This is a genomic window from Streptococcus sp. SI1, assembly GCF_030439945.1.
Taxonomy (GTDB): Bacteria; Bacillota; Bacilli; order Lactobacillales; family Streptococcaceae; genus Streptococcus; species Streptococcus intermedius.
Genome location: NZ_JAQFJE010000003.1, coordinates 1 through 19,345, shown reverse-complemented (window position 1 = coordinate 19,345; position 19,345 = coordinate 1). Strand labels below are relative to the sequence as shown.

General features: G+C 37.2%; 15 protein-coding genes. 13 read left to right on the top strand and 2 right to left on the bottom strand.

From position 1 onward, the window contains the following. The first annotated feature begins 73 nt into the window (after positions 1–73). The 6 genes from PCY10_RS04290 to ezrA all read left to right on the top strand — a co-directional run bounded on the left by PCY10_RS04290 (position 74) and on the right by ezrA (position 7,346). Positions 74–1,054, top strand: coding sequence for a YeiH family protein (locus PCY10_RS04290; RefSeq protein WP_021002931.1), 981 nt, complete (start codon positions 74–76; stop codon positions 1,052–1,054). A gap of 36 nt (positions 1,055–1,090) precedes the next feature. After that, positions 1,091–2,323: an FtsW/RodA/SpoVE family cell cycle protein gene (locus PCY10_RS04285; protein ID WP_301558897.1), complete on the top strand. Its 1,233-nt coding sequence runs from the start codon at positions 1,091–1,093 to the stop codon at positions 2,321–2,323. Positions 2,324–2,335: 12 nt separating this feature from the next. Next, entirely contained in the window at positions 2,336–2,884 is a 549-nt protein-coding gene (locus PCY10_RS04280; protein ID WP_117276031.1) for a DJ-1 family glyoxalase III, read from the top strand. 127 nt (positions 2,885–3,011) lie between these two features. Then, a complete protein-coding gene (locus PCY10_RS04275) occupies positions 3,012–3,575 on the top strand; it encodes an HAD-IA family hydrolase (RefSeq protein WP_021002928.1) in 564 nt (187 codons plus the stop codon). Between the two features lie 12 nt (positions 3,576–3,587). Next, positions 3,588–5,534 (top strand): DNA topoisomerase (ATP-hydrolyzing) subunit B, encoded by a 1,947-nt coding sequence (gyrB, locus tag PCY10_RS04270; protein ID WP_021002927.1) that lies wholly within the window; start codon positions 3,588–3,590, stop codon positions 5,532–5,534. A gap of 87 nt (positions 5,535–5,621) precedes the next feature. Further along, positions 5,622–7,346 carry a septation ring formation regulator EzrA gene (gene ezrA / locus PCY10_RS04265; protein WP_021002926.1) on the top strand — a complete coding sequence of 575 codons (1,725 nt, stop codon included), beginning with the start codon at positions 5,622–5,624 and terminating at the stop codon, positions 7,344–7,346. 115 nt (positions 7,347–7,461) lie between these two features. Here the strand turns inward: ezrA and PCY10_RS04260 are convergent, their stop codons facing one another. Continuing rightward, a complete protein-coding gene (locus tag PCY10_RS04260; protein ID WP_041787479.1) occupies positions 7,462–8,475 on the bottom strand; it encodes a lactonase family protein in 1,014 nt (337 codons plus the stop codon). Between the two features lie 388 nt (positions 8,476–8,863). On the opposite strand from PCY10_RS04260, the gene PCY10_RS04255 reads away from it, so the two are divergent. The 4 genes from PCY10_RS04255 to thrS all read left to right on the top strand — a co-directional run bounded on the left by PCY10_RS04255 (position 8,864) and on the right by thrS (position 13,819). Next, positions 8,864–9,520, top strand: coding sequence for a response regulator transcription factor (locus tag PCY10_RS04255; RefSeq protein ID WP_003073252.1), 657 nt, complete (start codon positions 8,864–8,866; stop codon positions 9,518–9,520). Continuing rightward, a complete protein-coding gene (locus PCY10_RS04250; RefSeq protein WP_301558896.1) occupies positions 9,517–10,893 on the top strand; it encodes a HAMP domain-containing sensor histidine kinase in 1,377 nt (458 codons plus the stop codon). Before PCY10_RS04255 ends, PCY10_RS04250 begins: the two co-directional genes overlap by 4 nt. Before the next feature lie 327 nt (positions 10,894–11,220). After that, positions 11,221–11,862 (top strand): AAA family ATPase, encoded by a 642-nt coding sequence (locus PCY10_RS04245; RefSeq protein ID WP_080654573.1) that lies wholly within the window; start codon positions 11,221–11,223, stop codon positions 11,860–11,862. Next, positions 11,855–13,819 (top strand): threonine--tRNA ligase, encoded by a 1,965-nt coding sequence (gene thrS, locus PCY10_RS04240; RefSeq protein WP_021002922.1) that lies wholly within the window; start codon positions 11,855–11,857, stop codon positions 13,817–13,819. The genes PCY10_RS04245 and thrS overlap by 8 nt, the downstream gene beginning before the upstream one ends. Before the next feature lie 223 nt (positions 13,820–14,042). Here thrS and PCY10_RS04235 read toward each other — a convergent pair whose 3' ends face one another. After that, entirely contained in the window at positions 14,043–14,597 is a 555-nt protein-coding gene (locus tag PCY10_RS04235) for a TetR/AcrR family transcriptional regulator (protein ID WP_020998849.1), read from the bottom strand. Between the two features lie 135 nt (positions 14,598–14,732). On the opposite strand from PCY10_RS04235, the gene PCY10_RS04230 reads away from it, so the two are divergent. From PCY10_RS04230 to PCY10_RS04220, 3 genes are all read left to right on the top strand, one after another. Further along, positions 14,733–15,434 (top strand): ABC transporter ATP-binding protein, encoded by a 702-nt coding sequence (locus tag PCY10_RS04230; RefSeq protein WP_021002921.1) that lies wholly within the window; start codon positions 14,733–14,735, stop codon positions 15,432–15,434. A gap of 10 nt (positions 15,435–15,444) precedes the next feature. Further along, entirely contained in the window at positions 15,445–18,810 is a 3,366-nt protein-coding gene (locus PCY10_RS04225; protein ID WP_021002920.1) for an ABC transporter permease, read from the top strand. 91 nt (positions 18,811–18,901) lie between these two features. After that, positions 18,902–19,345: metallophosphoesterase (locus PCY10_RS04220; RefSeq protein ID WP_301558895.1), on the top strand; the 444-nt coding region annotated here is incomplete at its 3' end.

Here is a 19,345-nt window from a genome sequence, read left to right as displayed (position 1 = left end):
TAAAAATACTAATTTTCTCCGCTGCTAGTTTTAAATTTTGTTATAATAGAAACACAAAGAAAGAAGGTTCAATATGTATCAAAAATATCTTCCAGGGATTGGTTTTGCTTTTGTATTAGCGGCAGTAGCAACCGTCTTGGGAAATTTCTTTCCCTTGATTGGCTCCAGCGTTTTTGCCATTCTTTTGGGAATTTTAGCCAATAATCTTTTTCATATAAAAAAGACTTATCATGCTGGTTTAGCCTATTCTGGAAAGAAATTACTGCAATATTCCATTATTTTGCTGGGGTTCAGCATGTCCATTGGCCATGTCTCTGCTACGGGTATTTCCTCATTAAAGATTAGTATTTTAACGATTCTCATCGCCTTTCTTTCAGCTTATGTGGTAGGTCGTTTGTTGGGGATGGGTAAAGTTTTAACTACTTTAATTGGGTTCGGGACTGCTATTTGTGGTGGTTCTGCCATTGCAGCAGCCTCGCCAATTTTAGAAGCAAAAGATGAAGATATCGCTTTATCTATTTCAACAATTTTTTTCTTTAACATTTTAGCAGTTTTTATTTTCCCATTTTTAGGACATCTGATGCATATGAATAATGCAACTTTTGGAACTTGGGCAGGAACAGCTATCAATGATACATCATCTGTTGTAGCAGCAGGATATACTTACAGTCAGTCGGCGGGAGATTTAGCGACAATTGTTAAACTGAGTCGAGCTTTAATGATTGTACCAGCCTGTCTCATTTTTGCAGGGATTCGATATATACACTCCCAAAACAGTCATCAAAAAGTTGATTTAAAGAATATTTTTCCTTGGTTTATTCTGTGGTTTGTCGTAGCGTCTATTGTTACTAGTATAGGCATCTTTCCAAGTTCCTTTGTACCAGTAACAAAATTCTTGTCACAATGGCTCATGGCAATGGCTCTTGCTGGGATTGGGGCGAGAGTATCGTTTGGACAATTTAGAAAAGCGGGTGCAGCACCATTGCTAACAGGTGCCTTTGCTTGGTTTGCAGTTGCATCATCTAGCTTAATCATTCAATACTTTTTTTCATAAAATACTTGACGTGTATTTGTTTACTTTGGAGGAGATATGCCTTATCAAAAGCGCTCGATTGATTCACGAGTGGATTATAGTTTAATTTTACCAGTATTTTGTTTGCTTTTTATTGGTGTTGTAGCTATTTATATCGCTGTTAATCATGATTATCCCAAAAATGTTTGGCCGATTGTAGGGCAACAGATTGCTTGGATTGCTCTGGGGACAGTTATCAGTTTGATTGTTATGCTATTTAATACAAAATTTCTTTGGCAAATAACGCCATACTTATATGTATTTGGCTTATTCCTGATGGTGCTGCCGCTTATTTTTTATAGTTCAGAATTAGTTGCGTCAACAGGAGCAAAAAACTGGGTGACTATAGGACGTGTTACTTTATTTCAGCCGTCTGAATTCATGAAAATTTCTTATATTCTGATGTTGTCACGGGTCGTTGTTAATTTTTTGAAGCGCTATAAAGATAGAGAGCGAACGATCCAATTGGATTTTTTCCTAATTTGTGAACTAGCAGTTTATACACTACCTGTTTTGATTTTATTGACATTACAGAGTGACTTAGGGACAGCTTTAGTTTTTATTGCAATTTTTTCAGGAATTGTTCTTTTATCAGGTGTATCTTGGAAAATTATTGTACCAGTTGTTTTAGCTATTTTGGTTATAGGTGGGGGTTTTTTGTTGATTTTTATTTCAAAAGATGGCCGAGCCTTTTTACACCAAATTGGGATGCCAACATACCAGATTAACCGGATTTTGGCTTGGTTGAATCCATTTGACTATGCGCAAACAACTACGTATCAACAGGCACAAGGCCAAATAGCAATTGGTAGTGGTGGTCTCTGGGGACAAGGGTTTAATGTATCCAATCTATTGGTGCCTGTCCGTGAAAGTGATATGATTTTCACTGTTATTGCAGAAGATTTTGGTTTTGTTGGTGCAACAGCTGTGATTGCACTGTATTTGCTATTAATTTATCGTATGCTAAAAATTACCCTAAAATCAAATAATCAGTTTTATACATATATTTCAACTGGTTTTATTATGATGCTACTCTTTCATATTTTTGAAAATATTGGAGCAGTAACAGGGATTTTGCCTTTGACAGGAATTCCGCTGCCATTCATTTCTCAAGGGGGTTCTTCCATTATTAGTAGTTTAATTGGTGTAGGACTTTTGCTTTCGATGAGTTATCAAAATAATCTATCAGATGAGAAACACTTACATTATCCTACAAGACGTAAAAAAGTAGTATTAAAACAATTAAAATAAAGGAGAATAAGTATGACGAAAGTAGCTGTTATGTTGGCCAATGGATTTGAAGAAATTGAAGCGTTAACGGTTGTAGATGTTCTGCGTCGTGCTGGTATTACTTGCGAAATGATTGGCTTTGAAAAGATTGTGACGGGTTCTCATGATATTTCAGTTCAAGCGGATCAAATTTGGGATGGAAAGTTAGATGATTATGACTTAGTGGTACTACCGGGAGGAATGCCCGGAGCAACTAATCTGAGAGATGATGATCGTTTGATGTTAGCTCTACAGAAGATGCAAGAAGAAGGTAAGCGGATAGCAGCCATTTGCGCAGCACCGATTGCACTCAATCGTGCAGGAATCTTAAAGGACAAACAGTTTACCTGTTACGATGGTATCGAGTCAGATATTGAAACTGGAACTTACATCAAACAAACTGTCGTTGTTGATGGGAAAGTGATTACCAGTCGAGGCCCTGCAACAGCCTTAGCTTTTGCTTATGAGTTGGTTCATCAGTTAGGTGGAGATAGTGATCAGCTTGCAACTGCGATGCTTTACAATGATGGCTATGGTGATTGACTTTTGTGAGACTAAAACTTATTTGGAATTTTCCAGATAAGTTTTTTATTTAAATCTTTCCTCCCCAAACAGCTTTCCTCCCCCTTTTAGCCGCCATTTTTTAGAAAAATATGTTATAATAAAAGGTATGGATTATCAAGATTATATTTGGGATTTAGGGGGGACTCTCCTCGATAATTACGAGACTTCAACTGCTGCATTTGTAGAAACATTAGCTGATGCTGGGATTCGAGCTAGCCATGATGATGTATACAAGGCATTGAAGATTTCCACTCCCTATGCGATTGCTCAGTTTGCATCCGGCATTCCTCAATTTTTGCAAACCTATAAAGCAAATGAAGCGATAGAATTAGCTCATCCTGTTTTATTTGAAGGGGCTTCGGACTTGCTTAAGAAAATTATTGCACGAGGAGGGCGTAATTTTCTGATTTCTCATCGAAATGATCAGGTTTTAGAGATTCTTGAGAAAACGGAGATTTTGACAGATTTTACAGAAGTTGTAACGTCTAGTCGTGGTTTTAAAAGGAAGCCAAATCCTGAGTCAATGCTTTACTTAAAAGACAAATATCAGATTGAGAACGGTTTAGTCATCGGAGATCGTTTGATTGATACAGAAGCTGGTCAAGCAGCTGGTTTTGCGACTTATCTCTTTGATAATATGGAAAATCTCGAGCAATTTATAAAAATATAGAAAAGGAATCGTATGTCAGAAGAAACGAAAGAAATGCAAGCACAGGATTATGATGCTAGTCAAATTCAGGTTCTTGAAGGGTTAGAAGCTGTTCGTATGCGCCCAGGAATGTATATTGGCTCAACTTCAAAGGAAGGGCTTCACCACCTTGTTTGGGAAATTGTGGATAATTCAATTGATGAGGCACTAGCAGGTTTTGCAACCCATATTCAAGTATTTATAGAAAAAGATAATTCGATTACAGTTGTCGACGATGGTCGTGGGATTCCTGTAGATATTCAAGAGAAAACTGGCCGTCCTGCAGTAGAAACAGTTTTTACGATTCTCCACGCTGGAGGAAAATTTGGCGGTGGCGGTTATAAGGTTTCCGGTGGCCTTCATGGGGTGGGTTCTTCCGTTGTTAATGCCCTCTCAACTCAGTTAGATGTTCGTGTTTATAAAAATGGACAGATTCATTTTCAAGAATATCGTCGCGGTCAGGTCGTAGCGGATTTGAAAATTATTGGGGAAACAGATCAAACAGGGACAACTGTTCACTTTACTCCAGACCCAGAAATCTTCACAGAAACTGTTGAATTTGATTTTGAAAAATTGAATAAACGGGTACAGGAACTAGCGTTCTTGAATCGCGGATTGCGGATTTCTATCACAGATAAACGCGAAGGATTGGAACAAACAAAAGATTACCATTATGAAGGTGGAATTGCTAGCTATGTCCAATACATCAATGAAAACAAAGACGTTATCTTTGAGAATCCTATATATACAGACGGAGAAATGGATGATATTACTGTTGAAGTAGCTATACAATACACAACAGGTTACCACGAAACAGTCATGAGTTTTGCAAATAATATCCACACCCACGAAGGTGGAACTCATGAACAAGGATTCCGTACAGCACTCACGCGTGTCATCAATGACTATGCGAAGAAAAATAAACTTTTAAAAGAAAATGAAGATAATCTAACTGGTGAAGATGTTCGTGAAGGTTTGACAGCTGTCATCTCTGTCAAACATCCTAATCCTCAGTTTGAAGGACAAACAAAGACAAAGTTAGGCAATAGTGAAGTTGTTAAAATTACCAATCGTCTCTTTAGTGAAGCCTTTTCAGATTTTCTTTTGGAAAATCCTGCAGTTGCTAAGAAAATTATTGAGAAGGGAATTTTAGCATCTAAAGCTAGGATTGCAGCTAAGCGCGCACGTGAAGTAACCCGCAAGAAATCAGGACTGGAAATTTCCAACTTACCTGGTAAATTAGCAGACTGCTCTTCCAATGATCCACATGAAACAGAATTGTTTATCGTGGAAGGAGACTCAGCAGGTGGTTCAGCTAAGTCTGGTAGGAATCGGGAATTTCAGGCTATTTTACCAATTCGTGGTAAGATTTTAAATGTTGAAAAAGCCAGTATGGATAAAATCTTGGCAAATGAAGAAATTCGTAGCCTCTTTACTGCAATGGGAACAGGCTTTGGCGCAGACTTTGATGTGAATAAGGCTCGCTATCAAAAGCTAGTCATTATGACTGATGCTGATGTTGATGGTGCCCATATCCGAACTCTTCTGTTGACATTGATTTATCGTTATATGAAACCTGTTTTGGAAGCAGGATATGTTTATATTGCACAACCGCCTATTTATGGTGTTAAAGTTGGCAGTGAAGTGAAAGAATATATCCAACCCGGAGTCAATCAAGAAGAAGAGCTGCAGTTGGCATTGGAACGTTATTCTGAAGGTCGCTCCAAACCAAGTATCCAGCGTTATAAAGGGTTAGGTGAAATGGATGATCACCAACTTTGGGAAACAACAATGAACCCAGAACATCGCTTAATGGCGCGTGTTTCAGTAGATGATGCAGCAGAAGCAGATAAGATTTTTGACATGCTGATGGGTGATCGTGTAGAACCTCGCCGTGAATTTATCGAAGAAAATGCCGTTTATAGTACATTGGACGTTTAAAAAAATCTGAAAAAATTCACATTTACCAGTAAAATTATGATATAATAATCATGATTATTTTCAAGTAATATTTTGAAGGAGTTTTACATGTCTAACGGACTAATCGTACTAATTATAGTGATAGCAGTTCTCTTGATTGTTGCTTATATAGCTGCTGTCTTATTGAGAAAAAGAAATGATGCTTTACTTGCTAAGTTAGAAGAGCACAAAGAAGAACTTTATAATCTTCCTGTAAACGATGAGGTAGAAGCAGTAAAAAATATGCATTTGATTGGCCAAAGTCAAGTTGCCTTTCGTGAATGGAATCAAAAATGGGTTGATCTTTCTTTAAATTCTTTTGCAGATATTGAAAACAATCTCTTTGAAACAGAAGGTCACAATAATTCGTTCCGCTTTTTAAAAGCAAAACACGGTATTGATAAAATCGAAAGTCAGATTGACCTAATTGAAGAGGACATTACTGCTATTCGTAATGCACTTGCTGAATTAGAAAAGCAAGAATCAAAAAATAGTGGTCGTGTCTTGCATACCTTGGAGTTGTTTGAAAAGCTACAGGTATCTGTTGCAAATGATACAGAAGGTTATGGCTCTGCACTTCCTGAGATTGAAAAACAATTAGAAAAAATTCAATCTGAATTTTCCCAATTTGTAACTTTAAATTCATCAGGAGACCCTGTTGAAGCAGCAGAAATTTTGGATCAAACAGAAAATCATATTCTTGCCTTGACGCAGATTGTCGAAAAAATTCCAGCGCTTGTCTCTGATTTGGTTCACAAATTGCCCGAACAGTTAGAGGATCTGGAATCTGGTTATCGCAAATTGCTGGAGTCAGGATATCACTTTATTGAAACGGATATTGAATCTCGTTTTCAACAATTACATACTAGTTTAAAAAGGAATAGTGAAAATATTGCCAGTTTGGAATTGGATAATGCACAGTATGAAAATACGCAAATCCAAGAAGAAGTAGATGCTTTGTATGACATGTTCAACCGCGAAATTGCGTCGCATAAAGTAGTTGTCAAATTAGTCAATAGTTTACCAGATTATTTGAACCATACAAAAGAAAACAATCAAAATCTTTTGACAGAGATTGCTCGCCTTTCAAAACTATATCTATTGACGGAAAGTGATACGAATCATATTTGTCGACTTCAAAGTGAACTTTCGAGTTTAGATGATGTTGTTTTAGAAGCTATTGAAGATTCTTCAGAAAGAAAACAAGCTTATTCTGTTCTTCAAGAAAACCTTGAAACCATTCAAAAACGAGTTAAAGAAATTGAAGATGAACAATTAGTATTGAGTGAAAAGTTGTCAAAAATCGAAAAGGATGATGCCAATGCTCGACAAAGAGTCAATATTTATATCAATAAACTGCATACAATTAAACGTTATATGGAAAAACGCAATTTACCAGGTATTCCACGGAGCTTCCTGACTGTTTTCTTTACTGCAAGTGATAATACAGAAGCCTTATTAGCAGAATTGGAGCAATACCGTATCAATATCGAGTCAGTAAACCGTATGCTGGAAATTTTGACAAATGATATGAATGAACTTGAGAATGAAACCTATCGGATTGTTGAAAATGCAACGTTAACAGAACAACTATTGCAGTATTCAAATCGTTATCGTTCATTTGACGAGGGAGTACAGACTGCTTTCAACCGTGCATTGGAAATTTTTGAGAATGACTTTGATTATCAAGCTTCATTTGAAGAAATCTCACAAGCATTGGATGTAGTAGAACCTGGTGTAACCAATCGTTTTGTTACATCTTATGAAAAAACACGTGAAAATATCCGATTTTAAACGGAGATTAAAATGGAGATAAGAAATTATTTTCTTATCTCCATTTTTCTATATCTTATAACTTTTCGTACAAAATAAATACCAGCCACATTAATTGATGTGATTGGTATATTTTTTAATGGGTAAAAGTGACACAAACGCCTTCTGGGACAAAGAAATCATGTGAGATTTCTGTTAATTTTCCTGTTTTTGGATCGCGTTTGAAAACAGTGGCATTATCTGAGTCTTGATGAACCGCAATCACATACTGTTGGTCTGGTGTGATATTAAAATCGCGCGGGTTTTTTCCATTTGTCGGAACAATTTCTACGAGTTCAAGAGTTCCGTCGCCAGCCACTTTATAAACTGCAATTGAATTGTGCCCACGGTTGGAACCATAAAGGAATCGACCGTCAGCAGATAAGCGAATGGCAGCTGTTCCATTGAATTCTGAAAAGTTTTCTGGTAAGGTTGAAATAGTTTGCATACGTTCAAATTGACCATCTCCATCATAAATTAAAACTTCAATAGTGGAGTTTAATTCACAAATGAGATAAGCGATTTTGTAGCTTGGGTGGAATACAATGTGACGTGGACCAGCACCAGGTGTCGCATGATAGGTTTCCAAACGATTTAAGCGTCCATAGTCACTAATTTCGTATGTTACAACTTCATCCGTACCCAAATCACATGTAACCAGATATTTATCAGGCGTTAGATCCGCATAATGCACGTGAGCAGCCGTTTGGCTTTCGTGAGGGCCATAACCGATATGGACATCGGAATCCACTAATTTTAGACTACCATTTTCTTGTCGCCTATAAACTAATACTTGTCCTTTATGGTAATTCGCTCCGTACACAAGACTTCTTGCTTCGTCGACACTCACATAGCATAGCGGAGCACCTTCCGCTACGACGTGATTAAGGAGTTGTCTAGCTTTGTTAAAAGCTGCAATACCTCCCTCACCGTGTTCAGCTCCAACAGAATATAGATAATGTTGTTTGTCAAAAGCTAAATAAGTAGGATGTGGTTCTTTTGCAACAAGTGTTAAATTTGCTAGTTTGCCTGTACTAGTATCAAAATCAGCTTTGTAAATTCCTTCAGAGCTACGACGTGTATAAGTTCCAAAATAAACTGTTTGAGTCATCATTCACCTCGAAAAAATTTGGTACTTTTATTATAACATAAAAATAGATGAAATAGTTTTCATAAATGAAAGCGCCTGTTAGTCTTATGCCTAAAAAATAGATAAAAAATAGATTTGAGGTAGAAAGGGAACAGATGGCTTTGTTACAATAAAAATAGATTTACGAGAATAGCATTAAACTGATTCAGATGACAGAAACGTTGTAAAGTTTTTGTGTTATCGGAAGGGTTTAAGGAATGTTGTTCTCGCTTCTAAAATGTTTAGATTTTTTGAAAAAAATTTTGTCCTAGATCACGAAGTTCAATCTTTGTAAGTTCGTGATTTTATTGTATAATAAAAGTAATCTTTATACGGATGATTAGTAATTTTATATTTTAAGGAGTAAAAAATGCATAAGATTTTAGTAGTAGAAGATGACACTACCATTAATCAAGTGATTTGTGAATTTTTAAAAGAAAACCATTATGAAGTGACAGCCGTTTTTGACGGTGCAGAAGCTTTGCGTATATTTGAAGAAAAATCATTTGACTTAATCGTTTTGGACGTTATGTTACCTTCCATGAGTGGTTTGGATGTGCTAAAGGAAATCCGAAAAACATCACAGGTACCAGTTATGATGTTAACTGCACTAGATGATGAATATACTCAACTGGTCAGCTTTAATCATTTGATTAGTGACTACGTCACCAAGCCATTTTCACCATTGATTTTGATGAAACGGATTGAGAATATTTTCCGTAGTACAGTAACAGAATCTGAAATTATTGTTGGGGATTTGCGTGTTTCAGTTGATGATTGCACGGTTTATTGGCAAGAAGAAAAAATGTCTCCAACCAAAAAAGAATATGAAATTATCCAAGCTCTGGCTAAAAGAAAAAATCATTTAGTGACACGAGATCAATTGATGAATACAATCTGGGGTTATAGCGAACTAGATAGTCGTGTTTTAGATAATCATGTAAAAAATATTCGAAAAAAAATCCCTGGAATTCCTCTTAAAACAATTACTGGTATGGGGTACCAACTTGGGGGAGAAGAAGAGTGAGAATTGCTAAAAAGCATTTCCTTTTGACAGGAACGATTATTTTTATTGTCGTGACAACGGTTCTGGCGACACTTTATTTTGTGATGCCTGTTTATTATGATCAAGTCAAACATCGAGAGGCTAAAAGTGAGTTTTCCAAAATTGCCCAGCAGGTTCAAGGGAAGCCGTCAGATGACATAGGAAAGCTTTTAAGTGACTACAATCGAAAGAATACACGCGTTTGGTTTAGCATATTAGATGCAAAAGGAAAACTTATTTATCCTCGTATTGATTTAGCGAATGAAAAGGGGGAATTTCAATTAACAATTTTACCCTCTGACATGAGTTTGAATAATCAAACCAAAAGTATGAGTAAGAAGATAAAAACGGCGGAAGGTACCACATTGACTTTGCGTGGAGAATATTCTCTCCAACCAATATCGGATGCTAATTATGTGCTGTTAAGCCTCTATCCTTATATCTTATTCTTTTCTTTAGCATTAGGTGGTGTAGCGGCTTTTCTTTACAGTCGATTTGCAACCAAACGCATTAAAGAAATTTCAGAAAGTACGCGTAAGATGGCAACACTTTCTCCAGATGTAATTTGTCCCGTCAAAGGTCATGATGAAATTTCTAATCTTGCTCAAGATATTAACACTCTTTATCAAAATCTGTTGATGAGTATTGAAGCTTTGCGATTGGAAAATGAAAAAGTGGCTGAAAGCGAGCGGGAGAAAGCAGAGTTCCTTCGTATGACCTCTCATGAGTTGAAGACACCAATCACTAGCATGATGGGAATTGTAGATGGTATGATCTATGGAGTTGGCGATTTCAAGGATAAAGATAAATATTTACATAAATGCCGTGAAATTTTGGAAGAACAATCTAGGCTTGTGCAATCCATTTTGGCGATTTCTAAGATTGAAATGCGTATAGAAGCGGAAGAAGAGGAGTTTTCACTTAAGCAGCTTTTAGAGGAAAATTTAAATACTTATAAAATGCTGGCTGATATGAAAGGTTACAAGTTTATCGTTCATTTAGAAGAACTTTATGTTCAGGGTAACAAAATGTATTTATTAAAGGCAATTAAAAATTTATTGGACAATGCTTTTCATTACGCATTAGCTGGTGGAGAAATTCTTTTAATTGTCGAACATGGTCGGTTCATCATTGAAAATGACGCAGAGCATGTATTAGATGAACAGCAAATTCAGAAGATTTTTCAACCGTTTTATCGTCCAGACTACAGTCGTAATCGTAAAGATGGTGGGACAGGTTTGGGACTCTTTATTGTTCAACAAATTTTGGAGAAACACAACTTGCATTATTGTTTTGAGGCTGTTGATGGCACGCGAATGCGTTTTACAATTTTTTTCTCAGGTAATAAACGTTAAAAGCAGTTATCTGTTCAGGAACTGAACAGATGATTGCTTTTTTATATCGTATGGACATAGAGCTTGCAAATTTTTTCAATCGTGCTATAATGTTTTCTAGAGACATATCATCTGCAGGAAATCTTGTAGAGAGCGCGTGAAGCTGGAAATCGCGTAGAGGATGCAGTTGGGACTACTCTATTAGCTTTTATGCAAACATAAAACGGTGGCTACGTTAGAGCCAATCAGAGGTGTCAACAGTTTTTGTTGTACATAAATGAAGGTGGAACCACGTTGCGACGTCCTTTTGAGGATGTCGTTTTTATTTTGTCAGAAGGAGGAAGAATGATGCTTTATATGATTGGAGGATCGCCTTGTAGTGGGAAGTCAACAATTGCTTCACTTCTCGCTAGACAGTATCAGCTGCTTCATATCAAGCTGGATGATTTGGTGGACGAGATGATGAGTCAAGCAAGTGTAGATTCACAGCCGATTTGCCTTCTTAGACAGGACAGAAATCCGGAACAAATCTGGATGAGAAATCCAGAAGAGATGGCAGATGAAGAATGGCGCTTTTATGAAGAGATTTTTCCTTACGTAAAATCTTACTTGATAAAAAATCAAGATAGACCACTCTTGGTGGAGGGGGCAGGGCTTTTGCCTCACTTGGTAAAGGAGCTTGAATGGCCAGCGTCTTCCTATCTATGCTTGACTCCGACAGCTGATTTTCAGAAAAAGCATTATAAACAGAGAGAATGGGTTCCTTATGTCTTAGAGGGAACAACCAATCCTGAGCAAGCTTTTGAAAACTGGATGCAGCGAGACATTCTTTTTGCCCAAATGGTTCGGAAGGAAGCGATGAAATTAGGCTATCCTAGGCTCATAGCAGATGGTAGTCAATCAGAAAAGCAGACTGTGGAAGAGGTTGCTCGGCTCTTAAAATTGTCCAATATAAACAGAATAGATACTAAAGGAGAAAATTATGATTAAGATTACTTTCCCAGATGGCGCTGTGCGTGAATTCGAATCTGGCGTGACAACTTTTGAAATTGCTCAATCTATCAGCAATTCTCTTGCTAAGAAAGCCTTGGCTGGTAAATTCAACGGCAAACTCATTGATACCACTCGTGCCATTACAGAAGATGGAGCGATCGAGATTGTAACACCTGACCACGAAGACGCTTTGGATATCTTGCGTCACTCTGCTGCTCACTTGTTCGCTCAAGCGGCGCGCCGTCTCTTCCCAGAGATTCACTTAGGAGTTGGTCCTGCTATTCAGGACGGTTTCTACTACGATACGGACAATACAGCTGGTCAAATCTCTAACGAAGATTTGCCTCGTATCGAAGAAGAAATGAAGAAGATTGTCAAGGAAAATTTTCCGTCAATCCGCGAAGAAGTGACAAAGGATGAAGCACGAGAAATTTTCAAAAACGATCCTTACAAGTTAGAATTGATTGAGGAGCATTCAGAAGACGAAGGAGGTCTTACGATTTACCGTCAAGGTGAATATGTGGATCTCTGCCGTGGACCTCACGTACCGTCAACTGGACGTATTCAAATTTTCCATTTGCTCAATGTAGCAGGTGCATACTGGCGTGGGAATAGTGACAATGCTATGATGCAACGGATTTATGGAACAGCATGGTTTGATAAGAAAGACCTAAAAAACTATCTTCAAATGCGTGAAGAAGCCAAGGAACGTGATCACCGTAAGCTCGGTAAAGAGCTTGATCTTTTCATGATTTCTCCTGAGGTTGGGCAAGGTCTTCCGTTTTGGCTTCCAGATGGTGCGACTATTCGTCGTATCGTAGAACGCTATATTACAGACCGTGAGGTTAATGATGGTTACCAACATGTATATACACCACCACTTGCAAGTGTAGAACTATATAAAACTTCTGGTCACTGGGAACATTACCAAGAAGATATGTTTCCACCGATGGATATGGGAGATGGTGAACAATTTGTTCTTCGTCCGATGAATTGTCCACACCATATCGAAGTTTATAAAAATCATGTTCATTCTTATCGTGAGTTACCCATTCGTATTGCGGAACTTGGTATGATGCATCGCTTTGAAAAATCAGGTGCACTTTCAGGACTCCAACGTGTTCGTGAAATGACCTTAAACGATTCTCACTTATTTGTCATGCCGGAGCAAATTCAAGAAGAGTTTAAACATGTGTTGGATTTGATGATTGATGTTTATAAAGACTTCAATATTACAGACTATCGTTTCCGTCTGTCTTATCGTGATCTGAATGACAAACATAAATATTTTGATAATGATGAAATGTGGGAAAATGCTCAACGTATGCTAAAAGGAGCAATGGATGATTTAGGTTTGGACTACTTTGAGGCAGAAGGCGAAGCTGCTTTCTATGGTCCTAAGTTGGATGTCCAAGTAAAAACAGCTCTTGGAAATGAAGAAACTCTTTCCACGATTCAATTGGATTTCTTGTTACCAGAACGTTTTGATCTCCATTATATCGGAGCAGACGGTGAAGAGCATCGTCCAGTCATGATTCACCGTGGTATTGTGTCTACGATGGAACGCTTTATTGCTTACTTGATTGAAACTTACAAAGGTGCGTTCCCAACTTGGCTGGCACCTCATCAAGTGACGGTCATTCCAATTTCTAATGAAGCGCATGCTGATTACGCTTGGAAAGTAGCGAAAGAACTACGCAATCATGGTGTTCGTGTGGACGTTGATGAACGCAATGAAAAAATGCAATACAAGATTCGTCAAAGTCAGACTCATAAAGTTCCTTATCAATTGATTGTTGGAGATAAAGAGCAAGCAGATGGTACTGTAAATGTTCGTCGTTATGGCAGCAAACAAACGCATACAGAAGCAGTTGATGAATTTGTAAATCATATTGTAGCTGATATTGCTAGAAAATCATGTCCAGATAATAGTAGAAACGAAGCTGACAAGTAGATGCAGGACTGGAGTGACGTTGTGGTTACTTATAAAAATGCCACAGTGTATGTCTGTCGCCTCATTTTACCTTCTTTTCAATTTCTGAGCTGAAGCTAGAAAAGATGTTTATTAAAAACTCTATTCTATAAGGGATTTTGAACAGCACTCTAAAAGTTGGATCTTTTATGTCTAACTTTTGAGGGCAGTTCATTTCCTACTATAGAATAGAGTTTTTTTAATTTTATAAGTGCCAAGCATCGTAATCAAAGGTTTGTAAAATCATATCCGTCATTTCTTCTGGCGTTTCTTTCGCACCGCTTGAAATCCAGAGTGAGATAATACCTTCTATGCTAGACAGAAAGACTTCAAGCGCATATTTTTTAGAAATGGTGAAATTTTCTTTTAAAAAGTGTTCGGTTTGAAGTTTATACTGATTATGCATTAAAATACTGAGCATAAATTCACGGATTGTCTCACGAAAATTGAGATAATGACTTTGAGAAACAGCATAGATTAAGTCATGGTTTTGTTGGAGATAATTTAGATTGGTGATAAGCAAGTTGCGTGTACTTGTCGTTTCTTCAAAATTTTTTCGTAATTGGACGATAATTTCTTCTTTTAGTGTTTCAATTAGGTCGAATTTATCAAGATAATGAAGGTAGAAAGTTCCACGATTAATACCTGCCCGTTTACATAGTTTGCTAACGGAAATGGTTTCAAATTTTTCTTCTAATAACAGTTGAATAAGTGCTTTTCTAATCTGTTGCTTGGTTGTTGTCTGTCGGTTTTGCACCATGATGCTCCTTAAATGAACACTCTGTTGATAATTGATGATTGCTTTTAAACTAAGGTCATTATATAATATTGCTAGAAACAAATCAACACGTTGTTGATTTATCCGTTTGATGAAGTAAGAAAAGGAAGAGAAAAGATGGCTTATATTGAAATGAAGCATAGTTATAAACGGTATCAAATGGGAGATTCGGAAATCATTGCTAATAATGACATCTCTTTTGATATCGAAAAGGGTGAACTGGTCATCATTCTTGGAGCGTCTGGAGCTGGGAAATCAACAGTCCTAAATATTCTTGGTGGAATGGATAGCAATGACGAGGGAGATGTGTTGATTGATGGGCAAAATATAGCATATTATAATGCTCGTCAATTAACAGATTATCGTCGGAATGATGTTGGTTTCGTCTTTCAATTTTATAATTTAGTTCCTAATTTGACAGCTTTGGAAAATGTTGAGCTGGCTTCAGAAATTGTTCAAGATGCACAGGATGCAGCAGAAGCGCTAGCAGCAGTTGGCTTGGAAAATCGGCTTCACAATTTTCCAGCACAATTATCTGGTGGTGAGCAACAGCGTGTTTCTATTGCGCGTGCGGTGGCAAAAAATCCGAAAATTTTGCTTTGCGATGAGCCGACCGGTGCGCTCGATTATAAAACTGGGAAGCAAGTATTGCAGATTTTGCAGGACATGGCTCGGAATCAAGGAGTGACAGTGATTATTGTGACTCATAATGGCGCCTTAGCTCCAATTGCAGACCGCGTGATTCATATCCATGATGCACGGATTCAATCCGTTACTTTGAATGAACAACCTCAAAATATTGCTAGTCTAGAATATTAGGAGCAGTTCGATGAAAAAATCCATTTTAAAAAAGGATATCTGGCTTTCTTTCCGTCAGTCTAAAGGACGCTTCCTTTCTATCATGTGTCTCATGATGTTAGGCTCTTTTGCGTTGGTTGGTTTAAAGGCTGCTAGTCCAGATATTGAAAATTCAGCTCATCGTTATCTCGTAAAGATGAAACTGATGGATTTAGCAGTCATTTCAGATTATGGGATTAGTCAAGATGACCAAAAGGAGTTGGATACCCTAAAACATGCCCGTGTGGAATATGGTTATTTCAAGGATACAGTAATCGAAGATAGTTCCACATCTGTTCGAGTCTTCTCTCAAACAAATAAGATTTCACGTTTTCGTCTTGTATCTGGAGAGTTTCCTAGAAACGAAAATCAAATTGCTTTGGCTAGTTTTTATCAGAGAAAATACAAGATTGGTGATAGTATTACTTTAAATGAGGAAGGAAGTAATAAATCTGTTTTAAAGCAACATACCTTTACGGTGACAGGTTTTGTCAATTCAAGTGAATTGGCTTCAACAATATCGCTCGGAGAGTCTACATCTGGTAGTGGTAGCCTGTCAGCGTATGCAGTGGTTAGTCCTAAAACGTTCAAGAGTTCAGTTTATACAGTGGCTCGTGTGACTTATGAAGATTTGACAAATCTAAATTCATTTGGTGATATTTATCGAAAGAAATTAAAGATACATCAAAATGATTTGAAGAAGATGCTGGCTGATAATGGAAAAAATCGATTATCTACTATTAAATCCGAAGCCCAAAAAAAGATTACAGAGGGTGAAGTGACAATCAAGAAAACACAGCAAACATTGGCTGATGCACAAAAGCAATTAACCGCTGGACAGAGAACAATTGACCAGAAGAAAGCAGAATTACAAGAAGTTCAAAATCAACTGCTAGAAAAAGAAAGTCTGCTTGCTCAAGGAGCCACTCAAATTGCTCAAGCAGAGCAGACATTAGATAAGTCGAAAATTCAATTAAATACAGCTGCAGATCAGCTTACAGCAGGATGGATTCAGCTGAATCAGAACAAGGCACACCTAGACAGTGCTAATAATCAATTAACAGCAGCTAAGGAAAAACTGACTAGCAGCCAAGCAAAATTATCTGCAGCTCAAACTGGATTAGAACAAGGACAAGCACAATTGGCAAGTGCTAAAATAGCCTTGCAAGAAAAAATTGGTCAGCTCAAGGCTCAAGGGATTGATCCATCAACTGTGGCAGAGATTGTAGCGGCTCAAGCGCAAATCACAAAGAAAGAAGCAGAATTGAATGTTGCTAAGACTGAATTAGCGAACCAACAAGCGATCTATCGGCTTGCTTTGGCTCAGTATCAGCAGCAGGAGCAAGCTTATCAGGTAGGAAATCACCAATATCAAGCAGCCCTTGCAACATTGAAACAAAAACAGAGCGAGTACAATGTAGGAAAAGCCCAATACCAAAGTGGACTGGCGGTTTTAGAAAGCAAAAAAAAGGAATATCAGGCAGGACAAGTGCAATTAGAGCAAGCAAAACAGAAAATTGCAACTGGCCAAAGCCAAATTACTCAAGCTCAAAGAGAATTAAATGATAAAAAATCTCAATATGACAAAGAGAAAAAAGAAGCAGAAATCAAAATTAAAAATGGACAGGCTGATATTCAAAAAGCAAAAGATGAATTCGCAGGTCTAACTGTTCCATCTTATCACATCTATACACGTCGAACGTTTCCAGGTTCCCAAGAATATCTGACAACAGGCACACGAGCACATGGAATCTCATCGGTAGGCAATGTCTTTCCAATCGTTCTTTATCTGGTTGCTGCTCTCGTTACAGTAACGACAATGACACGTTTTGTTAATGAAGAACGCATCAATGCAGGGCTTTTAAAGGCGTTAGGCTACAAGAATCAAGATGTGGTGAAAAAATTTGTAGTATATGGTTTGGTTTCCGGCTTGTCAGGAACAGTTATTGGGATTTTAGCAGGGACTTATTTCTTGCCTTATATTCTAGGAAAAACGGTTTTTAGAACAACAACTTACCCACCAGTACGATTGGATTTTTACTGGGAAATTAGTTTATTAGCACTTCTTTGTTCGATTTTGTGTAGCGTAGTACCTGCCCTTTATATCGCTAGGAAGGAATTAAAAGAAGTTCCAGCTCAATTGTTATTACCAAAAGTACCAAATAAAGGATCTAAAATTTTATTGGAGCAGGTTGGCTTTATTTGGAAACGGCTCAATTTCACGCAAAAAGTAACCGCGCGGAATATTTTTCGATATAAGCAAAGGATGCTAATGACAATTTTTGGTGTAGCAGGTTCAGTTGCTCTTCTATTTGCTGGTTTGGGGATGTCCTCTTCTATGGGAGGGATTGGAGAGCGCCAGTTTGGTGACATTATCAAATATGATGCTGTTATCTCACAAAAAAATCATATCAGTCAAAAAGAACGAGCTGATTTAAATCATTTACTGAGTAGTTCTAAGATTACGCAAAAGGGAAGTATTTACCATCAAGATTTTACAAAAACCATCAAAGGTCTCAAAGATGAGCAAACGCTCTCCTTATTTGTGACACCAGAAAAAGATTTTCAGCATTTCATTGAAATGTATGATAGCAAAACAAAATCACCTTTAAAATTATCAACACGAGGTGCAGTTATTTCACAAAAGCTAGCTGATGTTCTTCATGTGTCAGCAGGTGATACATTTGAGTTGACATCAGATGATGGAAAACACTATAAAATCAAAGTTATAGCTATTTCAGAGATGTATGCGGGGCACTTTATTTTTATGAATAAAGCCTACTATAAGGCAGCATTTAAGAGTGATTTTCACACAAATGCCTATTTAATCAAATTGAAAAATTCTTCAAGTAAAAATGTACAAGATATGGCTGCGGCATTTATGAAATTATCAGGTGTGCGTGCTGTTGTACAAAATACTTCAATGATTGAGCAAATTCATACAATTGTCAAATCTCTTGGCTTTGTGATGCAAATTTTAACTTTGGTATCAATTTTACTGGCAGTTGTCATTTTGTATAATTTGACAAATATCAATGTTGCTGAACGAATTCGAGAACTATCAACGATTAAAGTACTAGGTTTTTATAATAAGGAAGTTACGCTTTATATCTATAGAGAAACGATAGTTCTTTCCATTATTGGGATTATTGTTGGGATCTTTTCAGGAAAATTGCTGCACAGTTTTCTCTTGCAGATGATTGCCCCAGAGAACATTCTTCTTAATCCGAACGTTTCCTCAACTGTTTATCTCGTTCCAATTCTTTCAATTATGTTAATCTTAATCGTTTTAGGGTTTATGGTGAATTACATTCTAAAACGAGTGGATATGTTGGAAGCATTGAAGTCAGTTGATTAATGAAAGTAGAAAACTTTCACTCAAACTTAAGAGTGGAAGTTTTTTCTTGGTTTGTTATAATATTTTTATAAAGGACACGTAAAATAAGACGATGAAACAAAAAATTGCTTTATTATCAGACATTCATGGAAATATCACAGCATTAGAGGCTGTCTTAGCAGATGCGAAGAAACAAAAAGTGACCGATTATTGGTTCTTGGGAGATTTATTAGCGCCAGGAACGGGTCGAAGGAAGATTCTTGACTTAGTAGCTGCTCTACCGATCAGTATTCAAGTGCGAGGAAATTGGGAAGATAGTATTTGGAATGCCCTTCATGGGAAATTAGATATCAGTCGCCCTAGTCATTTATATATGGTTTGTTTATGCCAGTATCTTTTGGAAGAAGTCACACCTGAAGAACTAGACCGATTGCATGAGTTGCCCTTGCAGCTTTTGACAAAAGTTGGCGATTTAGAAATCGCTGTGACTCATCATTTGCCAGATAAAAATTGGGGACGAGAGTTGATTCATATTGGTCAACAAGAGAATTTTGAT